Consider the following 23824-nt stretch of genomic DNA (forward strand, 5'->3'; position numbering starts at 1 on the left):
CAGCGCCTGCTTAGCGCGCGCCTTCGTGCCACAGCACGACGCGCAGGGTTTGCAGCAGGATCAAGAGGTCAAGAAACGGGGTGTAGTTCTTGGCGTAATAGAGATCATATTCCAGCTTGTGCCGCGAATCCTCGATAGAGGCGCCATAGGGGTAGTTGATCTGCGCCCAGCCGGTGATGCCCGGCTTCACCATATGGCGTTCTGCGTAATAGGGCAGATGTTCTTCCAGGTCTGACACGAATTCGGGACGTTCCGGGCGCGGGCCGACAAAGCTCATCTGGCCCTTGAGCACCGTCCAGGTCTGCGGCAGTTCATCGATACGCAGCTTGCGGATCAGGCGGCCGATGCGGGTAACGCGCGGATCGTTCTTCGCGGCCCACTGCGCGCCGCCGGCCTCGGCATCAGTGCGCATGGAGCGCAGCTTGATGAGGTTGAACGTCTCGCCATAGAGGCCGACGCGGGTTTGCCGGAAGAACGCCGGCCCCTTGCTGTCGAGCTTTACCAGGATGGCAAAGACCACGATGATCGGGGCGGTCAGCGCCAGCAGCAGCAGGCTGGCGCAGATATCGAACGCGCGCTTGATCGCACCCGACAGCATGCGGCCCGAGGAAAACCCATCGGAAAAGATCAGCCAGCTGGGATTGACCGTATCGAGATCGACGCGGCCGGTCTCGCGCTCGACAAAGGTGGAGAAGTCATTCACATGCACGCCGGTGGTCTTGATCCGCAGCAAGTCCTTCAGCGGCAGCGCATTGCGCCGCTCTTCCAGCGCGAGCACCACCTCGCTCACGCCGAGGTTTTCGACAAACCGCGTCAGATTGGGCAGCGCGTCGCGGCTGATCGCTTCCTCGATCAGCGGGTGCTGCGTGCTCATCGCGACATAGCCGACGATGACGAAGCCGGCCTCGGGCCGCTCGCCCAGCTTGCGCAGGCGATCGGCGCGCTTGCCCGCACCCAGCACCAGCACGCGGCGACGAAACGCCGCCGTGCCGAGGAACCCGCCCAGCACCAGCCGCACGCCAACCAGCAGGACCATGGAAAAGACCATGGCGTAGAACAGGTTGGACCGCCACAGCGTGTGGCCGGGGATCAGGAAATAGACGACCGAGAGCGCAATGATGCCAAGGCTGACGGCGACCATCAGCCGCGCCGTGGCGTAGCGCATCGAGCGCAGCGCGTCAGAGCCATAGACGCCGACCGAGACCATCGCGGTCTGCACCAGCACGGCAAAGGTAAGCAGTGGCCACAGGCGATCGCTGGCATAGCCCACATCGATGCCGATCTGGTGGGCACGCACCACCCAGCCCAGTTCACCCGCCAGCACCAGCAGCCAGAAATCGATGATTCCCAGCAGGAAGACCGCGTTGGGAATATAGTGTTTGAACAAGCGGATCATCAGGCCAAGGGTATCCAGCTGCGCCCTGCCGGGGCGGATCGGTAACTGCGCGTATCGTTCTGTGGCGGGGATAGGCCCGCACGGGTAAATTGTCGGTGAATCTGACAAGTCGCGGTTAATAGCGTCGGACCGGCTTACAGCCTCTCGCCCCTACTGGTCGAGCGCTTCAATCCCTGTCATGGTCTGGCGATGCGGCAGAAAGAACTGCGCCTGGCCCTTGTTTCCACCGGCGGCATCAGCCTGGCGGTGTATATGCATGGGGTTACCAAGGAACTGTGGCACCTGTCGCGGGCCAGTTGCGCGGTCAACGCCAAGGCCGGCTCTGCCACAGCGCCCGTGCCAGAGCCGGGAATCGAGGCAGTGTGGATCGCCCTGCTGGACACCATCCACGCCGAGCGCGGGCTGCGCCTGCGCGTACTGGTCGATATCCTCTCGGGCGCCAGCGCCGGTGGCATCAATGCCGTGTTCCTGGGCCAAGCGCTTGCCACCGGGCAAAGCCTGGAGCCGCTGACGCGGCTGTGGCTAGCCCGCGCCGATAGCGACGTACTGCTCGATCCCGATGCCCGGCCATGGGGGCGCTTTGCCAAGTTCTGGGCGCAGCCGCTGGTCTGGGCCGTGCTGCGCTGGCCAGCCCTGCGCGCACGGGGTGGCGAACTGGCGCAGCAGGTGGATTACGAAACACGCCACAGCAAGGCCTGGGGCGAAGTGCGCCGCAAGATTTCGCGCCTGATCCGGGCGCGCTGGTTTGCCCCGCCGTTCAGCGGCATCGGCTTTTCCCGCCTGCTGGCCGAGGCGCTCGATGCCATGGCGCGCAGCGGCAACGCCGCGCCGCTGCTGCCGCCGGGCCACCCGATCGACCTGATGGTGACGGCCACCGATTTTGCCGGGCATCCCGCGCCGCTGCGGCTCAACAGCCCGCCCTTGGTAGAGGAAAACGAACACCGTCTGGGCATCGGCTTTCGCGCCGAGGCCCGCGCCCATACCGGCGAAGGCCTGGCCCCGCTGCCCGAACTGGTCCTGGCCGCGCGTGCCACAGCGAGCTTTCCCGGTGCGTTTCCGCCGCTGACCATTGCCGAGATTGACCGCCTGGTGGCCGAACGCGGCGAAACCTGGCGGGGCCGCTCGGCCTTTCTGCAGCGGATCATGCCCAATCGCTGGCGGCGTGGCACGGTGGACCAGGCCGCGCTGGTCGATGGCGCCGTGCTGGTCAACCGCCCGTTCGCCCCGGCCATGGCCGCGCTGGGCAGCCGTCCGTCCCGGCGCGAGGTGGACCGGCGTTTCGTCTATCTCGATCCCGCGCCACACGCGCCCGGCGATGCCGCGCCCGCAGCCGCGCCCGTGGGGTTTATCGCGGCGATCTTTGGCGCCCTCTCCACCATCCCGCGCGAGCAACCGATTCGCGACAACCTGGAGGCGCTGGAGCGGCAATCCCGCGAACGCCTGCGCCTGCGCGCAATCGTCGATTCGCTGCAGGGCGAGATCGAGGAAACCGTGGCCAAGCTGTTTGGCCACACGCTGTTTTTCGATTGGCCCAACCCCAAGCGCCTGATCACCTGGCGCGCCCGGGCGCAGCAGGCCGCGGCCGAACAGGCTGGTTATGCGTTTCATGGCTATGCCCAGGTCAAGCTGGCGGGGATCGTCGCCGATCTGGCCGAGGTGATCACCCAGGCCCTGCCCGCCGATGACAATGCCGGGGTGGAAGAAGCGCTGTGGCGCCACCTCAACCAGCTTGGTCTCGACAACCTGAGCGCGCGCGGCGCAGGTGCGACGGCGCCGGCCATCGCCTTTTTCCGCGCGCACGATCTGGCGTTTCGCATCCGCCGCCTGAAGCTGCTGGCCCGCCGGCTGACCGCCGATTGGGACGAAGCCGCCGGCATCGACCCGGCCGCGCGGGAGGCGGCGCGCGACGTGGTCTATCGCGCCCAGGCGCTTTATCAGGCGCGCGCCAGCCTGAGCGGCCTTGGCCCCGGCTTTGCCGCCAGTGCGGCCGTGGTGCGCGAAGACCCTGGCGCGGTACTGGCCGCGATTGCCGCGCGGCGCGATCTGGCGCGGCTGGATGATGAAGTGGATGGGCTGTTTGTCCATGCGCTGGGCATGATGGACAAGGCGCTGCGCCGCCGTTTCTTGCACGCCTATCTGGGCTTTCCGTTCTATGACGTCGCCACGTTGCCGCTGTTCCAGGGCGATGGGCTGGGCGAGTTCGATCCGGTCAAGGTCGATCGCATCTCGCCCGAAGACGCCACCGCCATCCGCAGCGGCGGCACGCGCGCCTGCCTCAAGGGCATCGCATTCACGCACTTCGGCGCGTTCTTCAGCCGTGCCTGGCGTGAGAATGACTATCTGTGGGGCCGGCTCAATGGTGCGGAACGGCTGATCGACATGGTCTGTTCGACGCTGGACGAGCCGCTTGATGCTGCTTTGATCGAGACCTTCAAGCGCGATGCGTTCCTGGCGATTTTGGCGGAAGAGGAGCCTAGGTTGCGGGCAGAGGCTGAGTTGGTGCCAAGCGTGCGGGCGGAGGTTTTGGCGAAGTTTGATGGTGGCTTCCACCACCCCCCGCCCCCCTCCTCTAAAGAGGATGGGGAGTAGACATAAAAAAGCCCCCTCCTCTTCAGAGGAGGGGGTTGGGGGTGGTGGACGCCTTGCCCGATGTTATTCCGTCAAATCGGTCCAGGCATCCTTGATGCGTTCGAAAAAGCCCTTGGATTGCGGGCATTCTTCGCCGGTTTCGGTGCTCTGGAATTCGCGCAGCAGTTCGCGCTGGCGCGCCGACAGTTTGGTGGGCGTTTCCACCTGGATTTCCACGACAAGATCGCCCGAGCCGCGCCCTTGCAGCACGGGCATGCCCGCGCCGCGCTTGCGCAACTGTTTGCCCGATTGGATGCCGGCGGGAATCTCGATCGCGTGGCGGCTGCCGTCCAGGCCAGGGATCTCGATTTCGCCGCCCAGGGCCGCGGTGGTGAAGCTGATCGGGGCGCGGGTCAGCAGCGTGGTGCCGTCGCGCTCGAACACTTTGTGCCGGGCAATGTGCAGAAAGATGTAGAGATCGCCCGCCGGGGCGCCATTGGGCCCGGCCTCGCCCTTGCCAGCCAGGCGGATGCGCGTGCCGGTATCCACGCCGGCAGGAATATCCACCGCCAGGGTCTGCGGCGCATCGACGCGGCCTTCGCCACGGCAATGGCGGCAGGGCTTTTCGATCACTTCGCCGCGACCGTGGCAGTTGGGGCAAGCCCGCTCCACCATGAAGAAACCCTGCTGCGCGCGCACCTTGCCATGGCCACCGCACAGGTTGCAGCGACGGGCAGAGGTGCCGGGCGTCGCGCCGGAGCCGCTGCACGGTTCGCAGGTCTGCGACACTTCTACGGTGATTTCGGCAGTCTTGCCATGGAACGCCTCTTCCAGCGTCACTTCCATGTCATAGCGCAGATCGGCGCCGCGCCGACTTTGCTGCCGGCCGCCACCGCCACCAAAAGCTCCGCCGAAGATCGTTTCGAAGATATCGCCGATGTCGCCGAAATCGCCGCCGCCAAAACCGCCTGCACCGCCCCCACCGGGGCCGCCCTGCTGGAACGCGGCATGGCCATAGCGATCATAGGCGGCGCGTTTTTGCGGATCGGAGAGGCAGGCATAGGCCTCGTTGATCTGCTTGAACTTGGCCTCGGAATCCTGGCACCCCGGATTCTTGTCGGGGTGGAATTTCATCGCCAGCTTGCGGAACGCAGACTTGATGACCTTGTCATCAGCCGTCCGTTCCACTTCCAGCAATTCGTAATAATCGGCTTCAACTGCCATAACAAAGCCCTCGCCCCGCACGGGGAGAGGGCCTGGGCAATGCCATGTTAAAGGCGTTCCTGGTCCCCTCTCCCCGTCCCTTGCCACCATGCGTGGCAAGAGAGGGGGTCATGTTGCAGATCAAGCCTTGGTGTCGTCCACTTCCGAGAACTCGGCGTCGACCACGCCGTCGTCCTTGGGCGCTTCTGCCCCCGGAGAGGCGGCACCGGCCTGTTCCTTTTCATAGATCGCCTGGCCCAGCTTCATCGCCTTGTCGGTGAGGGCCTGGGTCTTGGCGGTCATGTCTTCGGCATTGCCGCTTTCGATCGCGGTCTTGGCTTCGGCCAGGGCTGCCTCGATTTCGGCCTTGAGGCCCGCGTCAACCTTGTCGCCATGCTCTTCAAGCTGGCGCTCGGTGGCGTGGACCAGGCTTTCGGCGTTGTTCTTGGCCTCGGCCGCCTCGCGGCGCTTCTTGTCGTCAGCCGCGAACTTTTCCGCGTCGCGCACCATCTGGTCGATATCGGCGTCGGACAGGCCGCCCGATGCCTGGATGCGGATCTGCTGTTCCTTGCCGGTGCCCTTGTCCTTGGCCGACACGTTGACGATGCCGTTGGCGTCGATGTCGAACGTCACCTCGATCTGGGGCACACCGCGCCGTGCGGGCGGAATGCCGAGCAGGTCGAACTGGCCCAGCAGCTTGTTGTCCTGCGCCATTTCGCGTTCACCCTGGAACACGCGGATGGTCACGGCCTGCTGGTTGTCTTCCGCGGTCGAGTAGACCTGGCTCTTCTTGGTCGGGATCGTGGTGTTGCGGTCGATCATCTTGGTCATGATGCCGCCCAGCGTTTCGATACCCAGCGAGAGCGGGGTCACGTCGAGCAGCAGCACGTCCTTGACGTCGCCCTGGAGCACGCCTGCCTGGATGGCCGCGCCCATGGCCACGACTTCGTCAGGGTTCACGCCGGTGTGCGGGTCCTTCCCGAAGAAGTCCTTCACCACGTCGCGCACCTTGGGCATGCGAGTCATGCCGCCGACCAGCACCACATCGTCGATGTCCTTGGCCGAAAGGCCGGCATCGGCCAACGCCTTGCGGCAGGGCTCGAGCGTGCGCTCGATCAGCTTGCCGACCAGGCGTTCGAGGTCCGAACGGGTGATGGTTTCCACCAGGTGCAGCGGGGTGGTGCTGCCACCTTCCATGCGTGCGGTGATGAAGGGCAGGTTGATTTCGGTGGTCTGGGCCGAAGACAGTTCGATCTTGGCCTTTTCCGCCGCTTCCTTGAGACGCTGCAGGGCAAGCTTGTCGCCACGCAGATCAAGGCCTTCCTTGCCCTTGAACTTGTCCGCCAGGTATTCGACCAGCGCGGTGTCGAAGTCTTCACCGCCCAGGAACGTGTCACCGTTGGTGGACTTCACCTCGAACACGCCATCGCCGATTTCGAGGATGGAGATGTCGAACGTGCCGCCGCCAAGGTCGTACACGGCAATGGTCTTGCCGTCCTGCTTGTCGAGGCCATAGGCCAGCGCGGCCGCAGTCGGCTCGTTGATGATGCGCAGCACTTCAAGGCCGGCAATCTGGCCGGCGTCCTTGGTCGCCTGGCGCTGCGCGTCGTTGAAGTAGGCCGGCACGGTGATCACTGCCTGCGTCACGGTTTCGCCCAGGTAGCTTTCGGCGGTTTCCTTCATCTTCTGAAGGGTATAGGCCGAAATCTGCGACGGGCTGTAATCCTGGCCACCGGCCGCAACCCATGCATCGCCGTTCTTGCCCTTGGTGATCGTGTAGGGCACCAGCTGGGTGTCCTTCTGGGTCAGCGGATCGTCGAAACGACGGCCGATCAGACGCTTGACCGCAAAGATCGTGTTGTCAGGGTTGGTCACGGCCTGGCGCTTGGCCGGCTGACCGATCAGGCGCTCACCGTCCTTGGTGAAAGCCACGATCGAAGGCGTCGTGCGCGCGCCTTCCGAATTCTCGATGACCTTGGGCGTGCCCCCGTCCATCACCGCGACGCAGCTGTTGGTCGTGCCGAGGTCGATACCAATAACTTTAGCCATGTTTCCCCATATCCTTCGCGTGTTGACACCGCTTAATCGGGCGTCCCCCTTGTGGGCAGGCGCCACCTTGGCGGCTCGTTACGGGCGGGATATAGGTGCGCTTGCGCTTGGCACAAGCCCCGCGCGTGCTATGGCTGTGTCACATTTTCACCTCGCTTGAAAAGAAGGATCGCATCGCATGCGCGCACCTGTTCTGGCCGGCATGGCCTGTCTTGCCCTGGCTTCGGGCCTTGCCCTGGCGGGATGCAGCAAGCCTGCGCCGCAGGAAAGCCCCAGCGTTGCCGCAAGCCTCGATGCCACGCCCGAAAACGCACCGGGCACCACGCTGACCGATGCAACCGTGCAGTTGCCCGCCGTGGCCGGCAATCCGGGCGTTGCCTATTTCACCCTGGCGCAGGGCAGCGGGCCCGACCGCCAGTTAGTCGCCGTGCATGTCGACGGCGCGGGCCGCGCGGAAATGCATGAAAGCGCGATGAAGGATGGCATGATGCAGATGTCGCCGCTCAAGGCGGTGCCGCTGCAATCGGGCAAGAGCGTGGAGTTCAAGCCCGGTGCCAACCACGTGATGCTGTTCGACCTCGCCCCCACGCTCAAGGCCGGCGGGGTGACCGAACTCACCATCACCCTCGACAACGGTGACAAGGCAACGACCAAGGCCAAGGTCGTCGCGCCCGGCGCCGCCGCAGCAGCTGGAGCCGCAGCCGGCGGCAGCATGGACCACATGGATCATATGTGAGGCCAGCGCGCCATCATGGTCGCGCGCAAGCTGACGCCGGGCGAAGTGGCGCTAGGACGCAGCGTCTATGGTGCGGCGATCGATTGGCAGCTGGTAGAAGTGCGGCGCCGCCGCTGGTGGCCGTTTCAAGGGGTGAACGTGGTGATGGCGCCGATGGGGCACATCCACTTTCACCCCGGCGCCGATTTCTGGTCAGCCGATTTCGCGCAAGAGCGCCTCAGCCTGCAAGGGCTGCTGATCCACGAATTGTGCCACGTGTGGCAATGGCAGCGGGGCGTCTTCCTGCCCCTGCAGCGCCATCCGTTCTGTCGCTATGCCTATGACTTGGTGCCGGGCAAGCCGTTTGCGCGCTATGGCCTGGAACAACAGGCGGAAATAGTGCGCCACGCCTTCCTGCTGGCGCAAGGCATGGCGCTGCCCGACAAGCCATCGCTGGCGGCCTATCGGGCAGTCCTGCCGTTTTGATCAGCAGACGCGATAGCTGCGGCCATCGGCGTCGGTACGCCAGCAATCCTTCTTGACCTGCGAGCCAGCGGCCGCGCCCACAGCGCCGCCGATCGCTGCGCCAGTGCCAATATTGCCGCCGGAAATGCCGGCTACCGCGGCGCCGACGCCAGCCCCGGCCAGGCCACCTTCACCGGCATAGTTGCGCGCACAACCGCCCAGCGACAGGGCACCAAGCGCAATGGCGGCGGGGATCAGGAACTTCTTACCCATGGCAATTCCTCCATCGCCCTCCCGTTGTCACAAGAGGTTACGATGGAGCACGGGGTTTGGTTCCATAGATCGCGCGTGGCCTCGCACCACCCCCCAACCCCCTCCTCTAAAGAGGAGAGGGCTTACGTTTTCAAAGGCCAAGCTCCCCCTCCTCTTCAGAGGAGGGGGCTGGGGGGTGGTGGGAATCTTACGCTATCAATCCGGCTTCTTGGCCACCACGACCATGGCCGGGCGCAGCAGGCGGTCCTTGATGGTGTAGCCGGCCTGCAGCTCCTGCACCACGGTGCCGGGTTCATGCTCGGCCGAGGGCACTTCCATCATGGCCTGGTGCTGATGCGGGTCGAGCGGCATGCCCTTGGCGGCGATGCGGCTGATGCCGTGGTTGCCGAAAACCTTTTCGATCTCGCGCCCGGTGGCTTCAAGGCCGGTGACCAGGTTCTTGAACTTGTCGTCCTCGCGCAGGTCGGCCGGGATGGTTTCCAGTGCGCGGGTCAGGTTGTCGGCCACCGACAGGATGTCGCGGGCAAAGCTGGTGGCGGCATAGGCGCGCGCATCGGCAATGTCCTTTTCCATGCGGCGGCGCACATTCTGTGTCTCTGCCTTGGCATAGAGCACGTCCTGCTTGGCCACCTCGAGCGATTCGCGCAGGGCCGCCAACTCGGTATCGTGGCCAGCGGCGCCGGATTCCTTCAAATCCTCGGGCACGCCAGCCAGTTCGGCTTCCAGCTCTGCATCTTGCGGGCGCGTCTCGTTATCCGTCATTTGCGTGAAAATCCGTCTTGTCCGATAAGTTTGCCCAAGGATTGGGCCGTGAAATCCACCATGGGGACGACGCGCGCATAATTCAACCGCGTTGGCCCGATCACCCCCACTACACCGACCACCCGCCCCTCGCCGTCGCGCCAGGGCGAAGCGATCACCGAGGACCCCGAAAGCGAGAACAGGCGGTTCTCGCTGCCGATGAAAATGCGCGTGGCCTGCGCCTCGCGCGCGGCATCAAGTACGCCGGCAATCGCCTCGGCGCTTTCCAGTTCATCGAGCAGCAGGCGCACCCGCTCGATATCGCCGAGTGCTGCTTCATCCAGCAGGTTGGCCTGGCCGCGCACCACCAGGACCGGGCGCTGGGCCGCGTCCATGCTCCATACTGCCAGGCCGCGCTGCACCAGATCGGCGCTGGCAGCATCGAGCGCGCTGCGCCCGCCGACAATTTCGGCGCGGATCGCAGCAACTGCCTCGGCCAGGGTGCGGCCGGCGAGACGCGCGGTGAGATAGTTGGAAGCCTGTTCCAGCATGAAGGGCGCGGTGGGCGCCGGCAGGTCGATCACGCGGTTTTCGATGCCACCGTCTTCGGCCACCAGCACGGCCAGCGCGCGCGTGGGCGACAGCGATACGAACGAAAGCTGCATCAGCCGCGGTTCGCGGCGCGGCACCATGATCACCCCTGCCCCGGCCGAAAGCTCTGACAGCGCCGAGGTTGCCGCCGCCAGGGCCGCCTCGATCGTGCCGCCCTGAGCGCGGGTGCGCTTGAGGCCGCGTTCGATCTGGGCGCGTTCGGCCTCGCTCGGCTGGGCGACCTGCATGATGCCGTCGACGAACAGCCGCAGGCCCATTTCGGTGGGCATGCGCCCGGCGCTGGTGTGCGGCGCCGCCAGCAGCCCGGCATCCTGGAGTTCCTGCAATACCGAGCGGATCGAGGCGGGCGACAGATTGACCCCGCCCGCGCCAGCCAGCGTCTTGGAGCCGACCGGCTGGCCCGAGGCGATATAGCCCTCCACCACCAGGCGGAAGATATCGCGGGCGCGGTTGGACAGATCGGTAAGCGTGGAGCCGTTCATACCAGAGCCATATGTAGAAGCCTTGGCCCAAGGCTCAAGGGAATTGCATGCCGCGCGGAATTGCTTGCGGGCCATCACGCAATCGGCCAAGGCAGCGCGCAATTCTGGCACCCACCCTTGCAAGGAAACCTCAACATGCGTCCTTCCGGCCGCGCCGCCGATCAGATGCGGGCGATCACCATCGAGACCAACTTCACCAAGCATGCCGAAGGCTCGGTCCTCATCGGCTTTGGCGACACCAAGGTGCTGGTGACGGCCTCGGTGGAAGAGCGCGTGCCGCCGTTCATGCGCGGCAAGGGCGAAGGCTGGGTGACGGCTGAATATTCGATGCTGCCCCGCGCCACCCACACCCGTGGCAGCCGCGAGGCGGCCAAGGGCAAGCAATCGGGCCGCACCCAGGAAATCCAGCGCCTGATCGGGCGTAGCTTGCGCGCCGTGACCGATCTCAAGAAGCTGGGCGAACGCCAGATCACCCTGGATTGCGACGTGATCCAGGCCGATGGCGGCACCCGCACCGCCTCGATCTCGGGCGCGTGGGTCGCGCTGCGCCTGGCCGTGCAAAAGCTGATGGATGCCGGGGCGATCCAGGACGATCCGCTGACCCGCAAGGTCGCGGCGATCTCGTGCGGGATCGTCAAGGGCACGCCGGTGCTCGATCTCGACTATATCGAAGACAGCTCGGCCGATGCCGATGCCAACTTCGTGCTGATCGAAGGCGGCCACATCGCCGAAGTGCAGGCGACCGCCGAAGGCGCGACCTATGACGAGGAAGCGCTGCTGCGCCTGCTGCGCCTGGCTCGCCTGGGCTGCACCGATATCTTCGCCGCGCAGGAAAAGGCCGTGGCGCGGTGAGCCGCACGCTCGCCCCCGGCAAGCTGGTCATCGCCACGCACAACAAGGGCAAGCTGCGCGAAATCCAGGCGCTGCTCGCCCCCTATGGCTTGGAATGCCTGTCGGCGGGCGAGCTTGGCCTGCCCGAACCGGCGGAAACCGGCACGACCTTTGTGGAAAATGCGCTGATCAAGGCCCACGCGGCGGCGCGCGCCGCCAACCTGCCGGCGCTGTCTGACGATTCCGGGCTTTCGGTGGCCGCGCTGGGCGGCGCGCCCGGCGTCTACACCGCCGATTGGGCCGAAGCGGCGCCCTATGAAGGTGGGCCCGGCCGCGACTGGTACATGGCCATGGGCAAGGTTGAGGGCAAGCTGGCCGAGCTGGGCCCGGATGCCCCGCGCGACTGCTGGTTTTCCTGCGTTCTGGCGATCGCCTGGCCCGATGGCGAAGCGGTCAGCTATGAAGGGCGGGCCGATGGCACGCTGACCTGGCCGCCGCGCGGCACGCTGGGCTTTGGCTATGACCCGGTGTTCGTGCCGGTGGGCGATACGCGCACCTTTGCCGAACTCGATCCGGCCGAAAAGCACGCCATCAGCCATCGCGCCGATGCCTTTGCCAAGCTGGTCGCCGCGCAGTTTGCGGGGTAGAAGGGGCTGGGTTAGCGCAGGAACTGCCACCACCCCCAACCCCCTCCTCTAAAGAGGAGGGGGCTTATTTGGCCGCTCTCCCCCTCCGCTTCAGAGGAGGGGGTCGGGGGGTGGTGGGAGACATTACGCAACACCCCGAACCGGAGAAAAAATGCCCCCCCTCGCGCTCTATATCCACTGGCCGTTCTGTCTCGCAAAGTGCCCCTATTGCGACTTCAACAGCCATGTGCGCGCCAAGACCGACATGGCGGCGTGGGAAAGCGCGCTGCTGGCCGACATGGCGCATGAAGCCGCGCTGCTGCCTGGGCGGGAACTCACCTCGATCTTCTTTGGCGGTGGCACGCCCTCGCTGATGCCGCCCGCGATGGTGGCGCGGCTGATCGAAGCGGCGGGGCAGCACTGGCGCCTGGCCAGCGATATCGAGATCACGCTGGAAGCGAACCCATCCTCGGTCGAAGCGGCCAATTTCGCCGCACTGGCGAGCGCGGGCATCAACCGCGTGTCGCTGGGCCTTCAGGCGCTGGACGATGAGACGCTGCATTTCCTCGGCCGCCTGCACAATGCAGCCGAGGGACTGGCAGCGGTGGACGTGGCGCAGCGGCATTTTGCCCGCGTTACGTTCGACCTGATCTATGCCCGGCCGGGCCACACGCCGGAAACGTGGGACGCCGAACTGGCACGGGCGCTGGCGCTGGGCACCGGGCATATGTCGCTCTATCAGCTGACGATCGAACCGGGCACGCGCTTTGCCACTTTGGTGCGCGAAGGGCGCTTTACCCCGCTTGACGATGATGCCGCGGCCGACCTTTTTGCGCTGACCCGCGAACGCATGACCGCGGCCGGCCTGCCCGCCTACGAAATCAGCAATCACGCCCGACCGGGCGAGCAGAGCCGCCACAACCTGACCTATTGGCGCTATGGCGACTATGCCGGGATCGGGCCGGGTGCACATGGCCGGCGGCTGGAAACTGCCACGGTCAGGCATCGCAAGCCGGAAAACTATCTGCGCGCGGTGGCAGAGCAAGGCCATGGCCTGGTGGAACAACGCGCGCTGGGCCGGACCGAACAGGCCAGCGAAGCGCTGCTGATGGGCCTGCGCCTGGATGAAGGGGTGGATGTCGCCGCCCTCTCCCGCCGCTTTGGCCTGGCGGAAAGCGCGCTGATCGACCCGTCCAAGCGCGCGTTCCATGCGCGTGGCGGCCTGCTGCGCGACGAGGGCACGCGGCTGGTGGTGACCGAGGCGGGGATGCCGCTGCTCGATGCGCTGCTGGCCGAACTTGTGCCGGCCGAGCTGGTAGGCTGAGGGAAAAGCGGCATGGACCGGGCAGACCTGCTGATTGCCTGGCACGATCACCTGGCGCTGTCGCTGCGCCGATCGCCCCACACCGTGCGCGCCTATCACAAGACCGCGCAGCGCCTGCTCGATGCTCTGCCCGCCGGGCAGGACTGGGCCAGCCTGGCCCGGCTCGATGCCCCGCGCCTGCGCCAGCATCTGGCCGAGCGGCGCGCGGAGGGCCTGGTCAATACCTCTGCCGCGCGCGAGCTTTCCGCGCTCAAGGCGTTCCTGGCCTTTGCCCGCGCCCAGGCCGGCCTGCCCGATGCCGTAGCGCCGCGCCTGCGTGGGCCGCGCGTGAAGAAGGGCCTGCCCCGCCCGATTTCACCCGACGATGCCGTGGCCCTGGCCGAGATGGTTTCCGACGAGGCCGCGCCCTGGATCGCCGCGCGCGACCGCGCCGTGCTGCTGCTGCTTTATGGCGCCGGCCTGCGCATTGCCGAGGCGCTGGCCCTGCCCGCCAGCGTACTGCCGCTGGGCGAGCGGCTGGTGGTGACCGGCAAGGGTGGGCGCCAGCGGGTGATCGCGCTGTTGCCGGCGGTGCGCCAGGCGGTGGCCGACTATGCCGCGCAAGTGCCCTGGCCGCTGGAGCGCGACGCCGCGCTGTTTCGCGGCGCCAAGGGCGGGCCGCTCTCGCCCGGCCTGGTGCAGCGCGCGATGGCACGCGCCCGCGTGGCCCTGGGCCTGCCGGCCACGGCCACGCCCCATGCCCTGCGCCACAGCTTTGCCACGCACCTGCTGGGCGCCGGGGCCGATTTGCGCAGCCTGCAGGAATTGCTGGGTCATGCCAGCCTGTCGTCCACGCAGATCTATACGCGGGTGGATGCCGCGACACTGCTCGATGCCTATCGCAATGCCCATCCGCGCGAGCGGGGGCAGTAGCGCGGCACAGCGCCCCCCTCCACCACCGGCTTCGCCGGCGGTCCCCCTCCCCCCGCTTTGCGGAGGGAGGATCTTTTATTTGGCGCGGGGCAATCTGAGCGTCGTCAGCAGACCACCCAGGTCTTCGCTTTCGCCCAAGGTCACGGCGCCGCCATAGAGTTCGGCCACGTCGCGCACGATGGCGAGCCCCAGGCCGGTACCGGGCTTGCCGGTATCGAGCCGGGCGCCACGGTCGAAAATCCGCTCGCGCTCCGCCTCGGGTATGCCCATGCCGTCGTCTTCCACCCAGATATCGCAAAAGCGCGGATCGGTGGGCACGGCGTCGATAGTGATGAACACCGATCCGCCGCCATATTTGGCCGCATTTTCGATCAGGTTGCCCAGGATCTCGTCCAGATCCTGCCGCTCGATCGCCACGCCCGCCTCGCGGTTGCCATCCAAGTCAAAGCGCACATCGGCATAAAGCCGCGTGACGGCGCGCACCACGGCATCGGCGCTTTCCCATACCGTGGCGCGCGACAGGCCGGTGGCGCGGCGGCCAACGGCGCGGGCGCGCGCGAGATGGTGATCGACCTGGCGGCGCATCACCGCCGCTTCGCGGATCACCGTATCGGACAGATCGGGCGCGTGGGCCGTCGCCGCGTTCATCACTACGGTCAGCGGCGTTTTCAGCGCATGGGCCAGGTTGCCAGCATGGGTGCGCGCCTCTTCCGCCTGCTTTTCGGAATGGGCCAGCAGCAGGTTGATTTCCTCGACCAGCGGCTGGACTTCCAGGGGCAGCGGCTCGTTCACGCGCGATGCGCCGCCTTCGCGCATGGCCGCAATCGCGCGGCGCACGCGGCGCAACGGGCCCAGGCCATAATAGGTTTGCAGGCCGGCCATGATGAACAGGCCCATGCCCAAGACCAGGAATGACCAGACCAGGATCGCACGGATACGGGTGATCTGCGCATCAAGTTCGCCACGGCTGGCCGCCACGGAAAACTGCCACAGCGTGTTGCTGCCCGGCAGGATGACCGAACGCTCGATCATCCGCAGCCGCTCGTTATCGCCAAACTGGTTGGAATCGTAGATGTGCGGCGCGGTATCGACGTGATCGGCGCGCAGCTTCAGCGTGCGGTCCCACAGCGAGCGAGAGGGGAAATCGTCATGCCCCTGCCCCGAAATCTGCCAGTAGAGGCCGCTATTGGGTTCGAGAAAGCGCTGGTCGCCCAGGGTGCGGTTGAAGAACACCTCGCCATCCGGGCCGATTTCGGCCGAAGCGACCATGGCAGTGAGCATGTAGTTGAGCTGGTCATCGAAATTGCGGGTGACCAGCCCGGTCAGCGTGCGATCAAGCGCCAGGCCGCCGCCCAGCAACAGCACCGTGACCCAGGCAAACGCGATCAGCAGCATGCGCCGCGACAGCGAGCCGGTGTGCTGGCGCCCGCCTGCCGTGGCAGCGGCGGCTTCGGCGCGGTGGCGCCCGAAGCCCAGCCGCAGCAGGAGGCGGGCCAGCCGGTTCACGCCGCAGCCCTTATCCGCGCACGGCCGCCGGATCGTCGAGGCTGTAGCCCAGGCCCCGGATCGTGGTGATCACATCGGCACCCAGCTTCTTGCGAATGCGCGTGACGAACACTTCGATCGTGTTGGAATCGCGATCGAAATCCTGGTCATAGATGTGTTCGATCAATTCCGTGCGGCTGACCACCTTGCCCTTGTGGTGGAGCAGATAGGACAGCAGCTTGTATTCCTGCGCCGTCAGCTTGACCGGCTCACCCTGCAGGGTGACGCGGCCCGAGCGGGTATCGAGGCGCACATCGCCGGCGATCAGTTCGGACGAGGAATTGCCCGAGGCGCGGCGGATGAGCGCGCGCAGGCGGGCGATGAGTTCTTCGGTCTGGAACGGCTTGGCGAGATAATCGTCAGCCCCGGCGTCAAGCCCGGCAACCTTGTCGGACCAGCTGTCACGCGCGGTGAGCACGAGGACGGGGAACTTGCGGCCTTCCTTGCGCCACATGCCCAGCACGGTGAGCCCGTCGATTTCGGGCAGGCCCAGATCGAGGATCACCGCGTCATAGTCTTCGGTGGAACCGAGGAAGTGGCCGTCTTCCCCATCGGTCGACAGGTCCACGGCATAGCCGTTCTGCTCGAGCGTGGACTTGAGCTGCCGCCCCAGGGTCGGTTCGTCCTCGACGATCAGGATACGCATGGCAATTGGCCCCTTCTGGCGCCGGCTGCCCGGATGGACGGGCGGCGCGAACGTGCTGGAATGGAGGTTAGATGGCGACAGGAACCTGAACGGTCAAGAAACGGTTCCCGCGTGGCGCATCATGCCGTGTAACCGGCGGGGGATATCAGCGCGATTCGCCCATGACCTGGCCAGTGCGGCCATCGACATCGACGAAAACCACCCGGCCCTCGCGAATGAATTTCAGGCGATAGGCCCGCGCCTGGGGATCGTATTCAGGCCCGAGATATTGGGCGCCGCGCATCATCGGCAATACGCGCGCCTCGATCTCGCGCAGCGAGCGCACATGGCCGGCTGCCAGATCCTGGCGGGCACGGTCCTGTTCGTTGCGAATCTGGGCGTTGGCCGCCGGTGCGGCGGCAGCCAGGGCCAGCACGCTGGCAGCAGCAAGGAGAAGGCGGCGGAGCATCGTCATGCCTTGTGCATGCAACAATCCTATTGAACAAGTTGTGAATAGCACCGTTTCGCCATGTTCAGGTGGACCTGTGGCCAGCCCGCCGCTAAGCGCAGGGGCTTATGGCAGCACCAATCCTGAGCTGGGAAGGGCTGGGCCTGCATCAAGGCACCGGCTGGCTTTTCCAGGACCTCGACATCCAAATCGCCCCGCGTGACCGTCTCGCCCTGATCGGGCGCAACGGCGCGGGCAAGAGCACCCTGCTCAAACTGATTGCCGGCACGATCGATGCCGACAAGGGCAAGCGTTCGGTCCAGCCCGGCGCGCGCGTGGTGACGCTGGAGCAGGACCCGTTCTTCAAGGGCTTTGCCACCTTGCGCCATTTCGCGCTGCACGGGCCCGATGCTCCCGAACCGCACGAAGTGGAGGCGATCGCAGACCAGTTGGGCATCGACCTGGCGCGTGAGGCGCAGAACGCCTCGGGCGGGGAACGGCGCCGGGCGGCGCTGGCCCGCGCTCTGGCGCAAGATCCCGATGTGCTGCTGCTCGACGAGCCGACCAACCACCTCGATCTTGCGGCGATCGAATGGCTGGAAGACTGGCTGCAACGCTTCAACGGCGCGTTCGTGGTGATCAGCCACGACCGTACGTTCCTGACCCGGCTGACGCGCGCCACGCTGTGGCTCGACCGCGGCAGCCTGCGCCGCAAGGACGTGGGCTTTGGCGGCTATGAAGCCTGGATGGAGCAGGTTCACGCCGAAGAGGCGCGCGCGGCCGACAAGCTCGATGCCAAGCTCAAGATCGAGGAGCACTGGCTGCATCGCGGCGTCACCGCGCGGCGCAAGCGCAACATGGGCCGCTTGGAAAAGCTGCACGAAATGCGCGCCGAACGCGCCGCGATGACCGGCCCGCAAGGCGCGGCCAAGCTGGCCATCGCCAGCGACGACAGCAAGACCAAGTCGGTGATCGTGGCCGACCACGTGACCAAGCGCTTTGGCGATCGCACGATCATCAAGGACTTTTCGCTGCGCATCCAGCGCGGCGACCGCATCGGCCTGGTCGGCTCCAACGGCGCGGGCAAGACCACACTGCTGAAAATCCTGACCGGCGAACTGGCGCCCGACGAAGGCAGCGTCACGCTGGCCCAAACGCTGACCGGGGTAGTGATCGACCAGCAGCGCAGCCTGATGGCCCCGGAAAAGCGCGTGCGCGACGTGCTGGCCGAAGGCGGCGACTGGATCGACGTACGCGGTGTGCGCAAGCATATCCACGGCTATCTCAAGGACTTCCTGTTCGATCCGGGCCTGGTCGAAGCGCGCGTGGGCACGCTTTCGGGTGGCGAACGCTCGCGCCTGCTGCTCGCCCGTGAATTTGCGCGGTTTTCCAACCTGCTGGTGCTGGACGAGCCGACCAACGACCTCGACCTCGAAACGCTCGATCTGTTGCAGGAAGTGATCGGCGATTACGAGGGCACCGTGCTGATCGTCAGCCACGACCGTGACTTCCTCGATCGCACGGTCAACATCACGCTGGGCATGGATGGCTCGGGCAAGGTCGATATCGTGGTGGGTGGCTATGCCGACTGGGAGCGCCAGCGCAAGGCGCGCCTGGCCGCGCAGCCCAAGGTGGGCGCGAGCAAGGTGACCGAGGCCGCCCCTCCCCCGCCACCGCCCGCGCCGCGCAAGGCCAAGCTGACCTACAAGGATCAGCGCGATTACGAAATGCTCCCCAAGCGCATCGAGGAACTCGATGCGGCGATCGCGCGCGATGAAGCCGCGCTGGCCGATCCGGCGCTCTATAGCCGCGACCCTAAGCGCTTTGCCGCGCTGAGCGAGGCCGTGGCCAAGGCGCGCGGCGAAAAGGAAGCAGCCGAGGAACGCTGGCTCGAACTGGCCGAACAGGTCGAAGGGGCCTGAACATCAAGCGACGGGAGCCGGGCAGCCAAGCCTGCCCGGCTCCCGTGCTGATCAAGCGCTGCGCAAACGCTCCGCAATGCGCTCGTCGATCCGCGCTTCGAGCATCGAAAGCGGCATCGAGCCTTCCTTGATCACGGCGTGGAACCAGGGCAGACTGAACTTGTCGCCCAGCGCCGCCTGCGCCTTCTTGCGATTGGCGACCCACGCGGTGTGGCCGATCTTGTAGCTGCAGGCCTGGCCGATCATCGTGCAATAACGCTCGATCTCGCGCTGGCTGCGCGCCTGGGTAAAGCCGGTTTTTTCCACCATATAGGCCGTCGCCTTTTCCCGGCTCCAGCGATAGTGGTGGATGCCGGTGTCAACCACCAGGCGCACGGCGCGGAACAGGAACGATTGGAGATAGCCGGCGCGCTCGATGCCGTTATAGCCACCCAGTTCGTCGCCCAGCTGCTCGGCATAGAGCGCCCAGCCCTCACCATAGGCAGAGATGAAGTAATCGCGCAAAATCCACGGCAGCTCACCGCCACCCTGGGCATAGCCACCCTGGAGATGATGCCCGGGGATGCCTTCGTGATAGGTGAGCGAGGGCAAGGTATACTTGGGCCAGTCGTTCACCGACTTGAGGTTGATCCAGTAGATCGCCGGGCGTGACCCGTCGAGCGGGGCGCTGTTGTAATAGCCGTTGGGCGCACCATCCTGGATATCGGTGGGCACGGCGCGGATCACCAGCGGATCGTTGGGGATATCGGCAAAGGCGCGCGGCAGCTTTTCGCGCATCGCGGCCACGCTCTTGTTGAGCCCCGCGATCAGATCGGTGCGGCCCTGCGCAGTATCGGGATAAAGCTGGTCGCTGGCGCGGTTGAGCGCGGACAGCCGCTCGCCCACGGTGCCGGTGGTGTGCCCGGCCGCCTTGAGCACGGTATCGAGCTGGCCGGTGATATCGGCCACCTGCTCCAGGCCCATCTTGTGCACCTGCTCGGGGCTGAGCGTGGTGGTGGTGGCACTGGCGAGCGCGGCGGCGTAGATGTCATCGCCGCGCTTGAGGCGCCACACGCCATCGCCGGGCGCCGACTTGCCACGCAGGCGGCGGTGCAGCGCGATCTGGCGATCGAGCGCGGGATAGACCTTGTCCTTGACGATCGCCGTGGCGCGGCCCTGCCAATCGCCGGCCAGGCCCTTTTCACGGGCGCGCCGCACCAGCGAGGTGACCAGCCCGCTTTCGCCAGCCGGCACGCCGCGCAGCTTGCCCATCTGGCCCAGCGCCAGATCGATCGCCCAGGCCGGGGGAATGCGGCCCAAGCCGGCTTGGCGCGCCACTTCGGCGGTCTGATCATCGAGCACGACCGGGAACGCGGCCAGGCGATCGAGATAGGCCTCGGCATCGTCGAGCTTTTCGATCGGATGCTGGTTATCGAGGAAATCAGGCACGGAGAAATAGGCGCCGCGCTGCTGATCGATAGTGAACGGCGTTTGCGGATCATCGATATCAAAGGCAGCGCCGCTCAACTGGTCACCCAGGCGATGCAGGACGATGGCACGATTGCGCTTGTTGGCAGCGCTCAATCCGGCCGGATCGAACCCGGCGACCGCAGCGCGGGCATCGCGATAAAACGCCAGGCTGGCTTCGCGGCCGCCCTGCCCGGCGCTGTCGAGCCGGTGGCGCAGCATGGCGCGCACGCCGGTATCGAGGCCAAGACCGGTCGCGCGTTCCGGCTCGATCAGCAGGCTGGACCAGAAAATGCGATCGAGCAGGGAAACAAATGCTGCGTCGCCAGTATCTTGGGCAAATGCCAAGCCCGGCATGCCAGCCAGCAGGCCACCCGCCATGGTGCCGCCAGCCAGCGAAAGGAAGGCGCGTCGTTCCAAACCGTGCATCATCTAAAGGGTCGCTCCCTGGCTTTTTGTTTCAAGTGAGACGAGGTGCCACGGCCACCGTGCAGCGACAATCAAAATGATACGGCGATCGACCAAATCACGATATGAATCGACCAACGCCGGTTCTCGTGATCAATTGTGCAAGGATGCTTGCCCTGCCGTCCAAATTACGGGTAAGAAAGCATAACACCTCACGCCTGTAGATGTGGACCATCCCCGATGATCAACAGAATTCGCGAAATTCGCAGGCAAAAGGGGCTTACGCTGGCCGACGTTGCCGCGCGCTGTAATCCCGCCACTACGGCGCAAACGATCGGCCGCCTGGAAACCGGCACCCGATCGCTTTCACTCAAGTGGATGAACCGGATCGGTGCCGCCCTGGGCATCGATCCCGAACTGCTCGTGCGCGCGGGAGACGACGCGCAGGCGCATGTCGTGGCGCGCCTCACCCCGGTGGGCGCCGAACCGGTGCCAACCCCGATCCTGGCGCAATTGCCCGACACGCTGCTGGGGCGCGAGGGGCTGATGGCGCTCTCTGTGGAAGCCAGCGCGGGTGATTGGCGTGCGGGTGACCAGGTATGGCTGCGCCGGCTCGACGCCGCCGAGATCGGCCGTGGTCTCAACCGCGATGTGCTTGCGCCGCGGCCCGGCGGGCGCTTTGCCTTTGGCCGGATGATCGACCATCGCGATGGCCGCGTGGCGTTGCTGCCGCCCGGGCCCGGCCAACGGCAACTGGTGATCGATCGCCCGGCGTGGATTGCCGTGGCCGAAGTTCTGGTTCGCCCACTCTGACGCCAAACCGCCGCAATATCCGGCTCTCCAGGCCCTTTGTGTCCATTCCGGTACGCTTGCCCTCGCACACGCAGCATTTTCGCGCTACGCCCTGAGCCATGACGTTGCGCCTGCTCAGCTTGTCCACGCTCTATCCTGCCTCGCTTCGGCCCGGTTTTGGCCGGTTCGTGGCGCGGCAGATGGAAGCGCTGGCCGCGCGGCCCGATTGGGACGTGACGGTGATCAATCCGATCGGCCTGCCCCCCCTGCCCGGCGCACTGATGCCGCGTATCTATCGCCCGTTGTTGGAAATTCCGCCGATGGAACGGCGCAGCGGCGTGCCGGTGCATCATCCGCGGTTTCGCCTGCTGCCGGGTCTTTCCGGCCGCCTGAACCCGGCGCTGATCGTGCGTGCGGTGCTGCCGCTGGCGCGGCGGCTTCATGCCGAGCAGCCGTTCGACATGGTGGACGCGCAGTTCTTCTATCCCGATGGCCCCGCCGCCGCGCGGATCGCTGATGCGCTGGGCCTGCCCTATGCCATCAAGGCGCGCGGATCAGACATTCACGTATGGGGACATCGGCCAGAGGCGCTGCGCCAGATGACCGCCGCGGCCCAGGGCGCCGGGGCGCTGCTCAGCGTGTCACAGGCGCTGGCTGACGACATGGCCGATCTGGGCCTGCCCGAACGCGCCATCACCGTGCACTATACCGGGCTTGATCATGGCCGTTTCCACCCCCGCCCCCGCGCCGCGTCGCGCGCAATCCTGGCCGAACGCTTTCACATTCCCGCCGATGGCCCGCTGGTCGCCTGCGTCGGCGCGCTGATCGCGATCAAGGGCCAGGCCCTGGCGATCAAGGCCCTGGCCGAACCGGGCATGGAAGGAGTGAGCCTGGCCCTGGCCGGCACCGGCCCCGACGAGGCGGCGCTGCGCGCGCTGGCCCGCCAGCTGGACGTGGCGCATCGCGTGCATTTCATGGGCGCACTGGGCCACGATTTCATGCCGGTGCTGATGGCCGGCGCCAGCGCGATGGTGCTGCCGTCCGAACGCGAAGGCCTGGCCAATGTGTGGATCGAGGCGCTGGCCTGCGGCACGCCGCTGGTGATACCCGATATCGGCGGCGCGCGCGAAGTGCTGATGGCGCCGGCCGCCGGGCGGATCGCCGCCCGCGAGCCTGCCGCGATTGCCCGCGCGCTGGCGGCCCTCATTTCCCAGCCCAGCGCCCCCGAAGCGGTTGCGGCCTGCGCCGCGCGGTTCAGTTGGGAAAACAACGCCGCAATGCTGGCTGATGTTTACGGTAAGGTCGTTGCGGGCTGAGCGCGCCACTTGCGCCTAGGTTGTGGCTCCCACCACCCCCCGACCCCCTCCTCTAAAGAGGATGGGGAGTAGATACAAAAAAGCCCCCTCCTCTTCAGAGGAGGGGGTTGGGGGTGGTGAGAAACCTTACGCAACCTGGCCGAAAATCAGGCGCCTTCGCGCGCGAGGCGTTCCTGCTTTTCCAGCGCGGTTTCGGTGGGCACGAAGCTCTTGGGATTGACCTTGAGCCAGATCAGGATGGGCGCAGCCATGTAGATCGAGCTGTAGGTACCCACGAAAATGCCCAGGGTGATGGCGGCGGTAAAGCCGAAGATCACTTCCGGCCCGAAGGCGAGCAGCGCCACCAGCGTGATCAGCATCGACAGCGACGTGACGATGGTGCGTGCCAGCGTTTCGTTGACCGACAGATCGAGCAGTTCGGGCAACGGCATCTTGCGATACTTCTTGAGGTTTTCGCGCACGCGATCGTAGACCACGATCGTATCGTTGAGCGAATAGCCAATCAGCGTGAGCAGTGCCGCCACGATGTTGAGGTCGAACTCCATCTGGGTTAGCGCGAACATGCCCAGCGTCAGCGTGACGTCGTGCACCAGGCTGAACAGGGCGCCGACGCCGAACTGCCATTCGAAGCGCATCCAGATATAGGCGGCCACGGCCAGCGCGGCGAGGCCGAGCGCCTTGAACGCGTCCCATTTGAGTTCGCCGGACACCTTGCCCGAAACCGAATCGATGCCGTCGATCCGCGCATCGGCGTGGTGGCTCTTGATATCGGCCGTGATGGTGCGCGCCATCTTGTCAGACTGCGCGGCATCATGCTCCGAACCCTCGGGCAGCTTCATGCGGATCGAGATTTCGTTGGGCTTGCCATAGCGCTGGATGATCGGCTCACCATAGCCGAGCTTGGCCACTTCACTGCGCAGGTCGGCCACCGGCGCCTCGGCGCTGCGCTCGAACGTCACGCGGATCATCTGGCCGCCGACGAAATCGACGCCCAGATTCAGGCCCTTGGTGAACACCAGGCCAAGCGAGGCGGCCATGAGCAGCAGGCTGCCCAGGTAGAACGGCACGCGCCACTTGAGGAAGTGGACGTTGGTATTGTCGGGAACGAGCTTCAAAAGTTTCATG

21 protein-coding genes are annotated in these 23824 nt (G+C 66.0%); 10 read left to right on the forward strand and 11 right to left on the reverse strand.

What is annotated here, in order from left to right:
• Positions 1–10 precede the first annotated feature (10 nt).
• Positions 11–1396: a TIGR03013 family XrtA/PEP-CTERM system glycosyltransferase gene (locus tag FHW97_RS10975; protein ID WP_107717305.1), complete on the reverse strand. Its 1386-nt coding sequence runs from the start codon at positions 1394–1396 to the stop codon at positions 11–13.
• Positions 1397–1585: 189 nt separating this feature from the next.
• Between FHW97_RS10975 and FHW97_RS10980 the strand changes: the two genes are divergently transcribed.
• Entirely contained in the window at positions 1586–3985 is a 2400-nt protein-coding gene (locus tag FHW97_RS10980; RefSeq protein WP_171799003.1) for a patatin-like protein, read from the forward strand.
• Positions 3986–4048: 63 nt separating this feature from the next.
• Here the strand turns inward: FHW97_RS10980 and dnaJ are convergent, their stop codons facing one another.
• Together dnaJ and dnaK are read right to left on the reverse strand one after the other, a co-directional pair.
• Entirely contained in the window at positions 4049–5188 is a 1140-nt protein-coding gene (gene dnaJ, locus FHW97_RS10985) for a molecular chaperone DnaJ (protein WP_171799004.1), read from the reverse strand.
• Between the two features lie 120 nt (positions 5189–5308).
• Positions 5309–7216: a molecular chaperone DnaK gene (gene dnaK, locus FHW97_RS10990; protein WP_054130975.1), complete on the reverse strand. Its 1908-nt coding sequence runs from the start codon at positions 7214–7216 to the stop codon at positions 5309–5311.
• Between the two features lie 178 nt (positions 7217–7394).
• Between dnaK and FHW97_RS10995 the strand changes: the two genes are divergently transcribed.
• Positions 7395–7952, forward strand: coding sequence for a copper chaperone PCu(A)C (locus FHW97_RS10995; protein ID WP_171799005.1), 558 nt, complete (start codon positions 7395–7397; stop codon positions 7950–7952).
• Positions 7953–7967: 15 nt separating this feature from the next.
• Positions 7968–8417, forward strand: a complete 450-nt coding sequence (locus FHW97_RS11000) for a vgr related protein (protein WP_171799006.1) — start codon at positions 7968–7970, stop codon at positions 8415–8417.
• Here the strand turns inward: FHW97_RS11000 and FHW97_RS11005 are convergent, their stop codons facing one another.
• From FHW97_RS11005 to hrcA, 3 genes are all read right to left on the reverse strand, one after another.
• Positions 8418–8669, reverse strand: a complete 252-nt coding sequence (locus FHW97_RS11005) for a glycine zipper domain-containing protein (RefSeq protein WP_022677504.1) — start codon at positions 8667–8669, stop codon at positions 8418–8420. It lies immediately after the preceding gene.
• A gap of 195 nt (positions 8670–8864) precedes the next feature.
• Positions 8865–9431: a nucleotide exchange factor GrpE gene (gene grpE, locus FHW97_RS11010; RefSeq protein WP_171799007.1), complete on the reverse strand. Its 567-nt coding sequence runs from the start codon at positions 9429–9431 to the stop codon at positions 8865–8867.
• Positions 9428–10504 carry a heat-inducible transcriptional repressor HrcA gene (gene hrcA / locus FHW97_RS11015; RefSeq protein ID WP_171799008.1) on the reverse strand — a complete coding sequence of 359 codons (1077 nt, stop codon included), beginning with the start codon at positions 10502–10504 and terminating at the stop codon, positions 9428–9430. Before hrcA ends, grpE begins: the two co-directional genes overlap by 4 nt.
• A gap of 135 nt (positions 10505–10639) precedes the next feature.
• Here hrcA and rph point away from each other — a divergent pair, with 135 nt between their 5' ends.
• The 4 genes from rph (at position 10640) to FHW97_RS11035 (ending at position 14197) form a co-directional block, all read left to right on the forward strand.
• A complete protein-coding gene (gene rph / locus FHW97_RS11020) occupies positions 10640–11356 on the forward strand; it encodes a ribonuclease PH (RefSeq protein WP_107717294.1) in 717 nt (238 codons plus the stop codon).
• The gene (rdgB, locus tag FHW97_RS11025) at positions 11353–11982 is read left to right on the forward strand and encodes an RdgB/HAM1 family non-canonical purine NTP pyrophosphatase (RefSeq protein WP_107717292.1); all 630 of its coding nucleotides are present in this window, start codon (positions 11353–11355) and stop codon (positions 11980–11982) included. Before rph ends, rdgB begins: the two co-directional genes overlap by 4 nt.
• A gap of 151 nt (positions 11983–12133) precedes the next feature.
• A complete protein-coding gene (gene hemW / locus FHW97_RS11030; protein WP_171799009.1) occupies positions 12134–13285 on the forward strand; it encodes a radical SAM family heme chaperone HemW in 1152 nt (383 codons plus the stop codon).
• A 12-nt stretch (positions 13286–13297) separates the two neighbouring features.
• Positions 13298–14197: a tyrosine recombinase XerC gene (locus FHW97_RS11035; RefSeq protein ID WP_171796177.1), complete on the forward strand. Its 900-nt coding sequence runs from the start codon at positions 13298–13300 to the stop codon at positions 14195–14197.
• A 75-nt stretch (positions 14198–14272) separates the two neighbouring features.
• Here FHW97_RS11035 and FHW97_RS11040 read toward each other — a convergent pair whose 3' ends face one another.
• The 3 genes from FHW97_RS11040 to FHW97_RS11050 all read right to left on the reverse strand — a co-directional run bounded on the left by FHW97_RS11040 (position 14273) and on the right by FHW97_RS11050 (position 16836).
• Positions 14273–15592 (reverse strand): sensor histidine kinase, encoded by a 1320-nt coding sequence (locus FHW97_RS11040; protein WP_107717415.1) that lies wholly within the window; start codon positions 15590–15592, stop codon positions 14273–14275.
• 121 nt (positions 15593–15713) lie between these two features.
• Complete coding sequence (locus tag FHW97_RS11045; protein WP_022676009.1) at positions 15714–16388, reverse strand: response regulator transcription factor; 675 nt, start codon at positions 16386–16388, stop codon at positions 15714–15716.
• A 145-nt stretch (positions 16389–16533) separates the two neighbouring features.
• On the reverse strand, positions 16534–16836 hold the full coding sequence (locus tag FHW97_RS11050) for a hypothetical protein (protein WP_369801227.1): 303 nt from the start codon (positions 16834–16836) through the stop codon (positions 16534–16536).
• Between the two features lie 107 nt (positions 16837–16943).
• Here FHW97_RS11050 and FHW97_RS11055 point away from each other — a divergent pair, with 107 nt between their 5' ends.
• Positions 16944–18737 (forward strand): ABC-F family ATP-binding cassette domain-containing protein, encoded by a 1794-nt coding sequence (locus FHW97_RS11055; protein ID WP_171799010.1) that lies wholly within the window; start codon positions 16944–16946, stop codon positions 18735–18737.
• Between the two features lie 51 nt (positions 18738–18788).
• Here FHW97_RS11055 and FHW97_RS11060 read toward each other — a convergent pair whose 3' ends face one another.
• Positions 18789–20615 (reverse strand): DUF885 family protein, encoded by a 1827-nt coding sequence (locus FHW97_RS11060; protein WP_253941745.1) that lies wholly within the window; start codon positions 20613–20615, stop codon positions 18789–18791.
• Between the two features lie 216 nt (positions 20616–20831).
• On the opposite strand from FHW97_RS11060, the gene FHW97_RS11065 reads away from it, so the two are divergent.
• Entirely contained in the window at positions 20832–21404 is a 573-nt protein-coding gene (locus FHW97_RS11065; RefSeq protein WP_022676005.1) for a helix-turn-helix domain-containing protein, read from the forward strand.
• A gap of 98 nt (positions 21405–21502) precedes the next feature.
• Positions 21503–22699 carry a glycosyltransferase gene (locus FHW97_RS11070; protein WP_171799011.1) on the forward strand — a complete coding sequence of 399 codons (1197 nt, stop codon included), beginning with the start codon at positions 21503–21505 and terminating at the stop codon, positions 22697–22699.
• A 146-nt stretch (positions 22700–22845) separates the two neighbouring features.
• Here the strand turns inward: FHW97_RS11070 and secF are convergent, their stop codons facing one another.
• Positions 22846–23823, reverse strand: a complete 978-nt coding sequence (gene secF / locus FHW97_RS11075) for a protein translocase subunit SecF (protein WP_168351246.1) — start codon at positions 23821–23823, stop codon at positions 22846–22848.
• Position 23824 lies beyond the last annotated feature (1 nt).

This window comes from Novosphingobium sp. SG754 (assembly GCF_013149315.1).
Lineage (GTDB): Bacteria > Pseudomonadota > Alphaproteobacteria > Sphingomonadales > Sphingomonadaceae > Novosphingobium > Novosphingobium capsulatum.

Coding starts and splice junctions, on each gene's coding strand:
- FHW97_RS10975 (WP_107717305.1), bottom strand. CDS start 1,396: ATGATCCGCTTGTTCAAACACTATATTCCCAACGCGGTCTTCCTGCTG.
- FHW97_RS10980 (WP_171799003.1), top strand. CDS start 1,586: ATGCGGCAGAAAGAACTGCGCCTGGCCCTTGTTTCCACCGGCGGCATC.
- dnaJ (WP_171799004.1), bottom strand. CDS start 5,188: ATGGCAGTTGAAGCCGATTATTACGAATTGCTGGAAGTGGAACGGACG.
- dnaK (WP_054130975.1), bottom strand. CDS start 7,216: ATGGCTAAAGTTATTGGTATCGACCTCGGCACGACCAACAGCTGCGTC.
- FHW97_RS10995 (WP_171799005.1), top strand. CDS start 7,395: ATGCGCGCACCTGTTCTGGCCGGCATGGCCTGTCTTGCCCTGGCTTCG.
- FHW97_RS11000 (WP_171799006.1), top strand. CDS start 7,968: ATGGTCGCGCGCAAGCTGACGCCGGGCGAAGTGGCGCTAGGACGCAGC.
- FHW97_RS11005 (WP_022677504.1), bottom strand. CDS start 8,669: ATGGGTAAGAAGTTCCTGATCCCCGCCGCCATTGCGCTTGGTGCCCTG.
- grpE (WP_171799007.1), bottom strand. CDS start 9,431: ATGACGGATAACGAGACGCGCCCGCAAGATGCAGAGCTGGAAGCCGAA.
- hrcA (WP_171799008.1), bottom strand. CDS start 10,504: ATGAACGGCTCCACGCTTACCGATCTGTCCAACCGCGCCCGCGATATC.
- rph (WP_107717294.1), top strand. CDS start 10,640: ATGCGTCCTTCCGGCCGCGCCGCCGATCAGATGCGGGCGATCACCATC.
- hemW (WP_171799009.1), top strand. CDS start 12,134: ATGCCCCCCCTCGCGCTCTATATCCACTGGCCGTTCTGTCTCGCAAAG.
- FHW97_RS11035 (WP_171796177.1), top strand. CDS start 13,298: ATGGACCGGGCAGACCTGCTGATTGCCTGGCACGATCACCTGGCGCTG.
- FHW97_RS11040 (WP_107717415.1), bottom strand. CDS start 15,592: ATGCTGCTGATCGCGTTTGCCTGGGTCACGGTGCTGTTGCTGGGCGGC.
- FHW97_RS11045 (WP_022676009.1), bottom strand. CDS start 16,388: ATGCGTATCCTGATCGTCGAGGACGAACCGACCCTGGGGCGGCAGCTC.
- FHW97_RS11050 (WP_369801227.1), bottom strand. CDS start 16,836: ATGCTCCGCCGCCTTCTCCTTGCTGCTGCCAGCGTGCTGGCCCTGGCT.
- FHW97_RS11055 (WP_171799010.1), top strand. CDS start 16,944: ATGGCAGCACCAATCCTGAGCTGGGAAGGGCTGGGCCTGCATCAAGGC.
- FHW97_RS11060 (WP_253941745.1), bottom strand. CDS start 20,615: ATGATGCACGGTTTGGAACGACGCGCCTTCCTTTCGCTGGCTGGCGGC.
- FHW97_RS11065 (WP_022676005.1), top strand. CDS start 20,832: ATGATCAACAGAATTCGCGAAATTCGCAGGCAAAAGGGGCTTACGCTG.
- FHW97_RS11070 (WP_171799011.1), top strand. CDS start 21,503: ATGACGTTGCGCCTGCTCAGCTTGTCCACGCTCTATCCTGCCTCGCTT.
- secF (WP_168351246.1), bottom strand. CDS start 23,823: ATGAAACTTTTGAAGCTCGTTCCCGACAATACCAACGTCCACTTCCTC.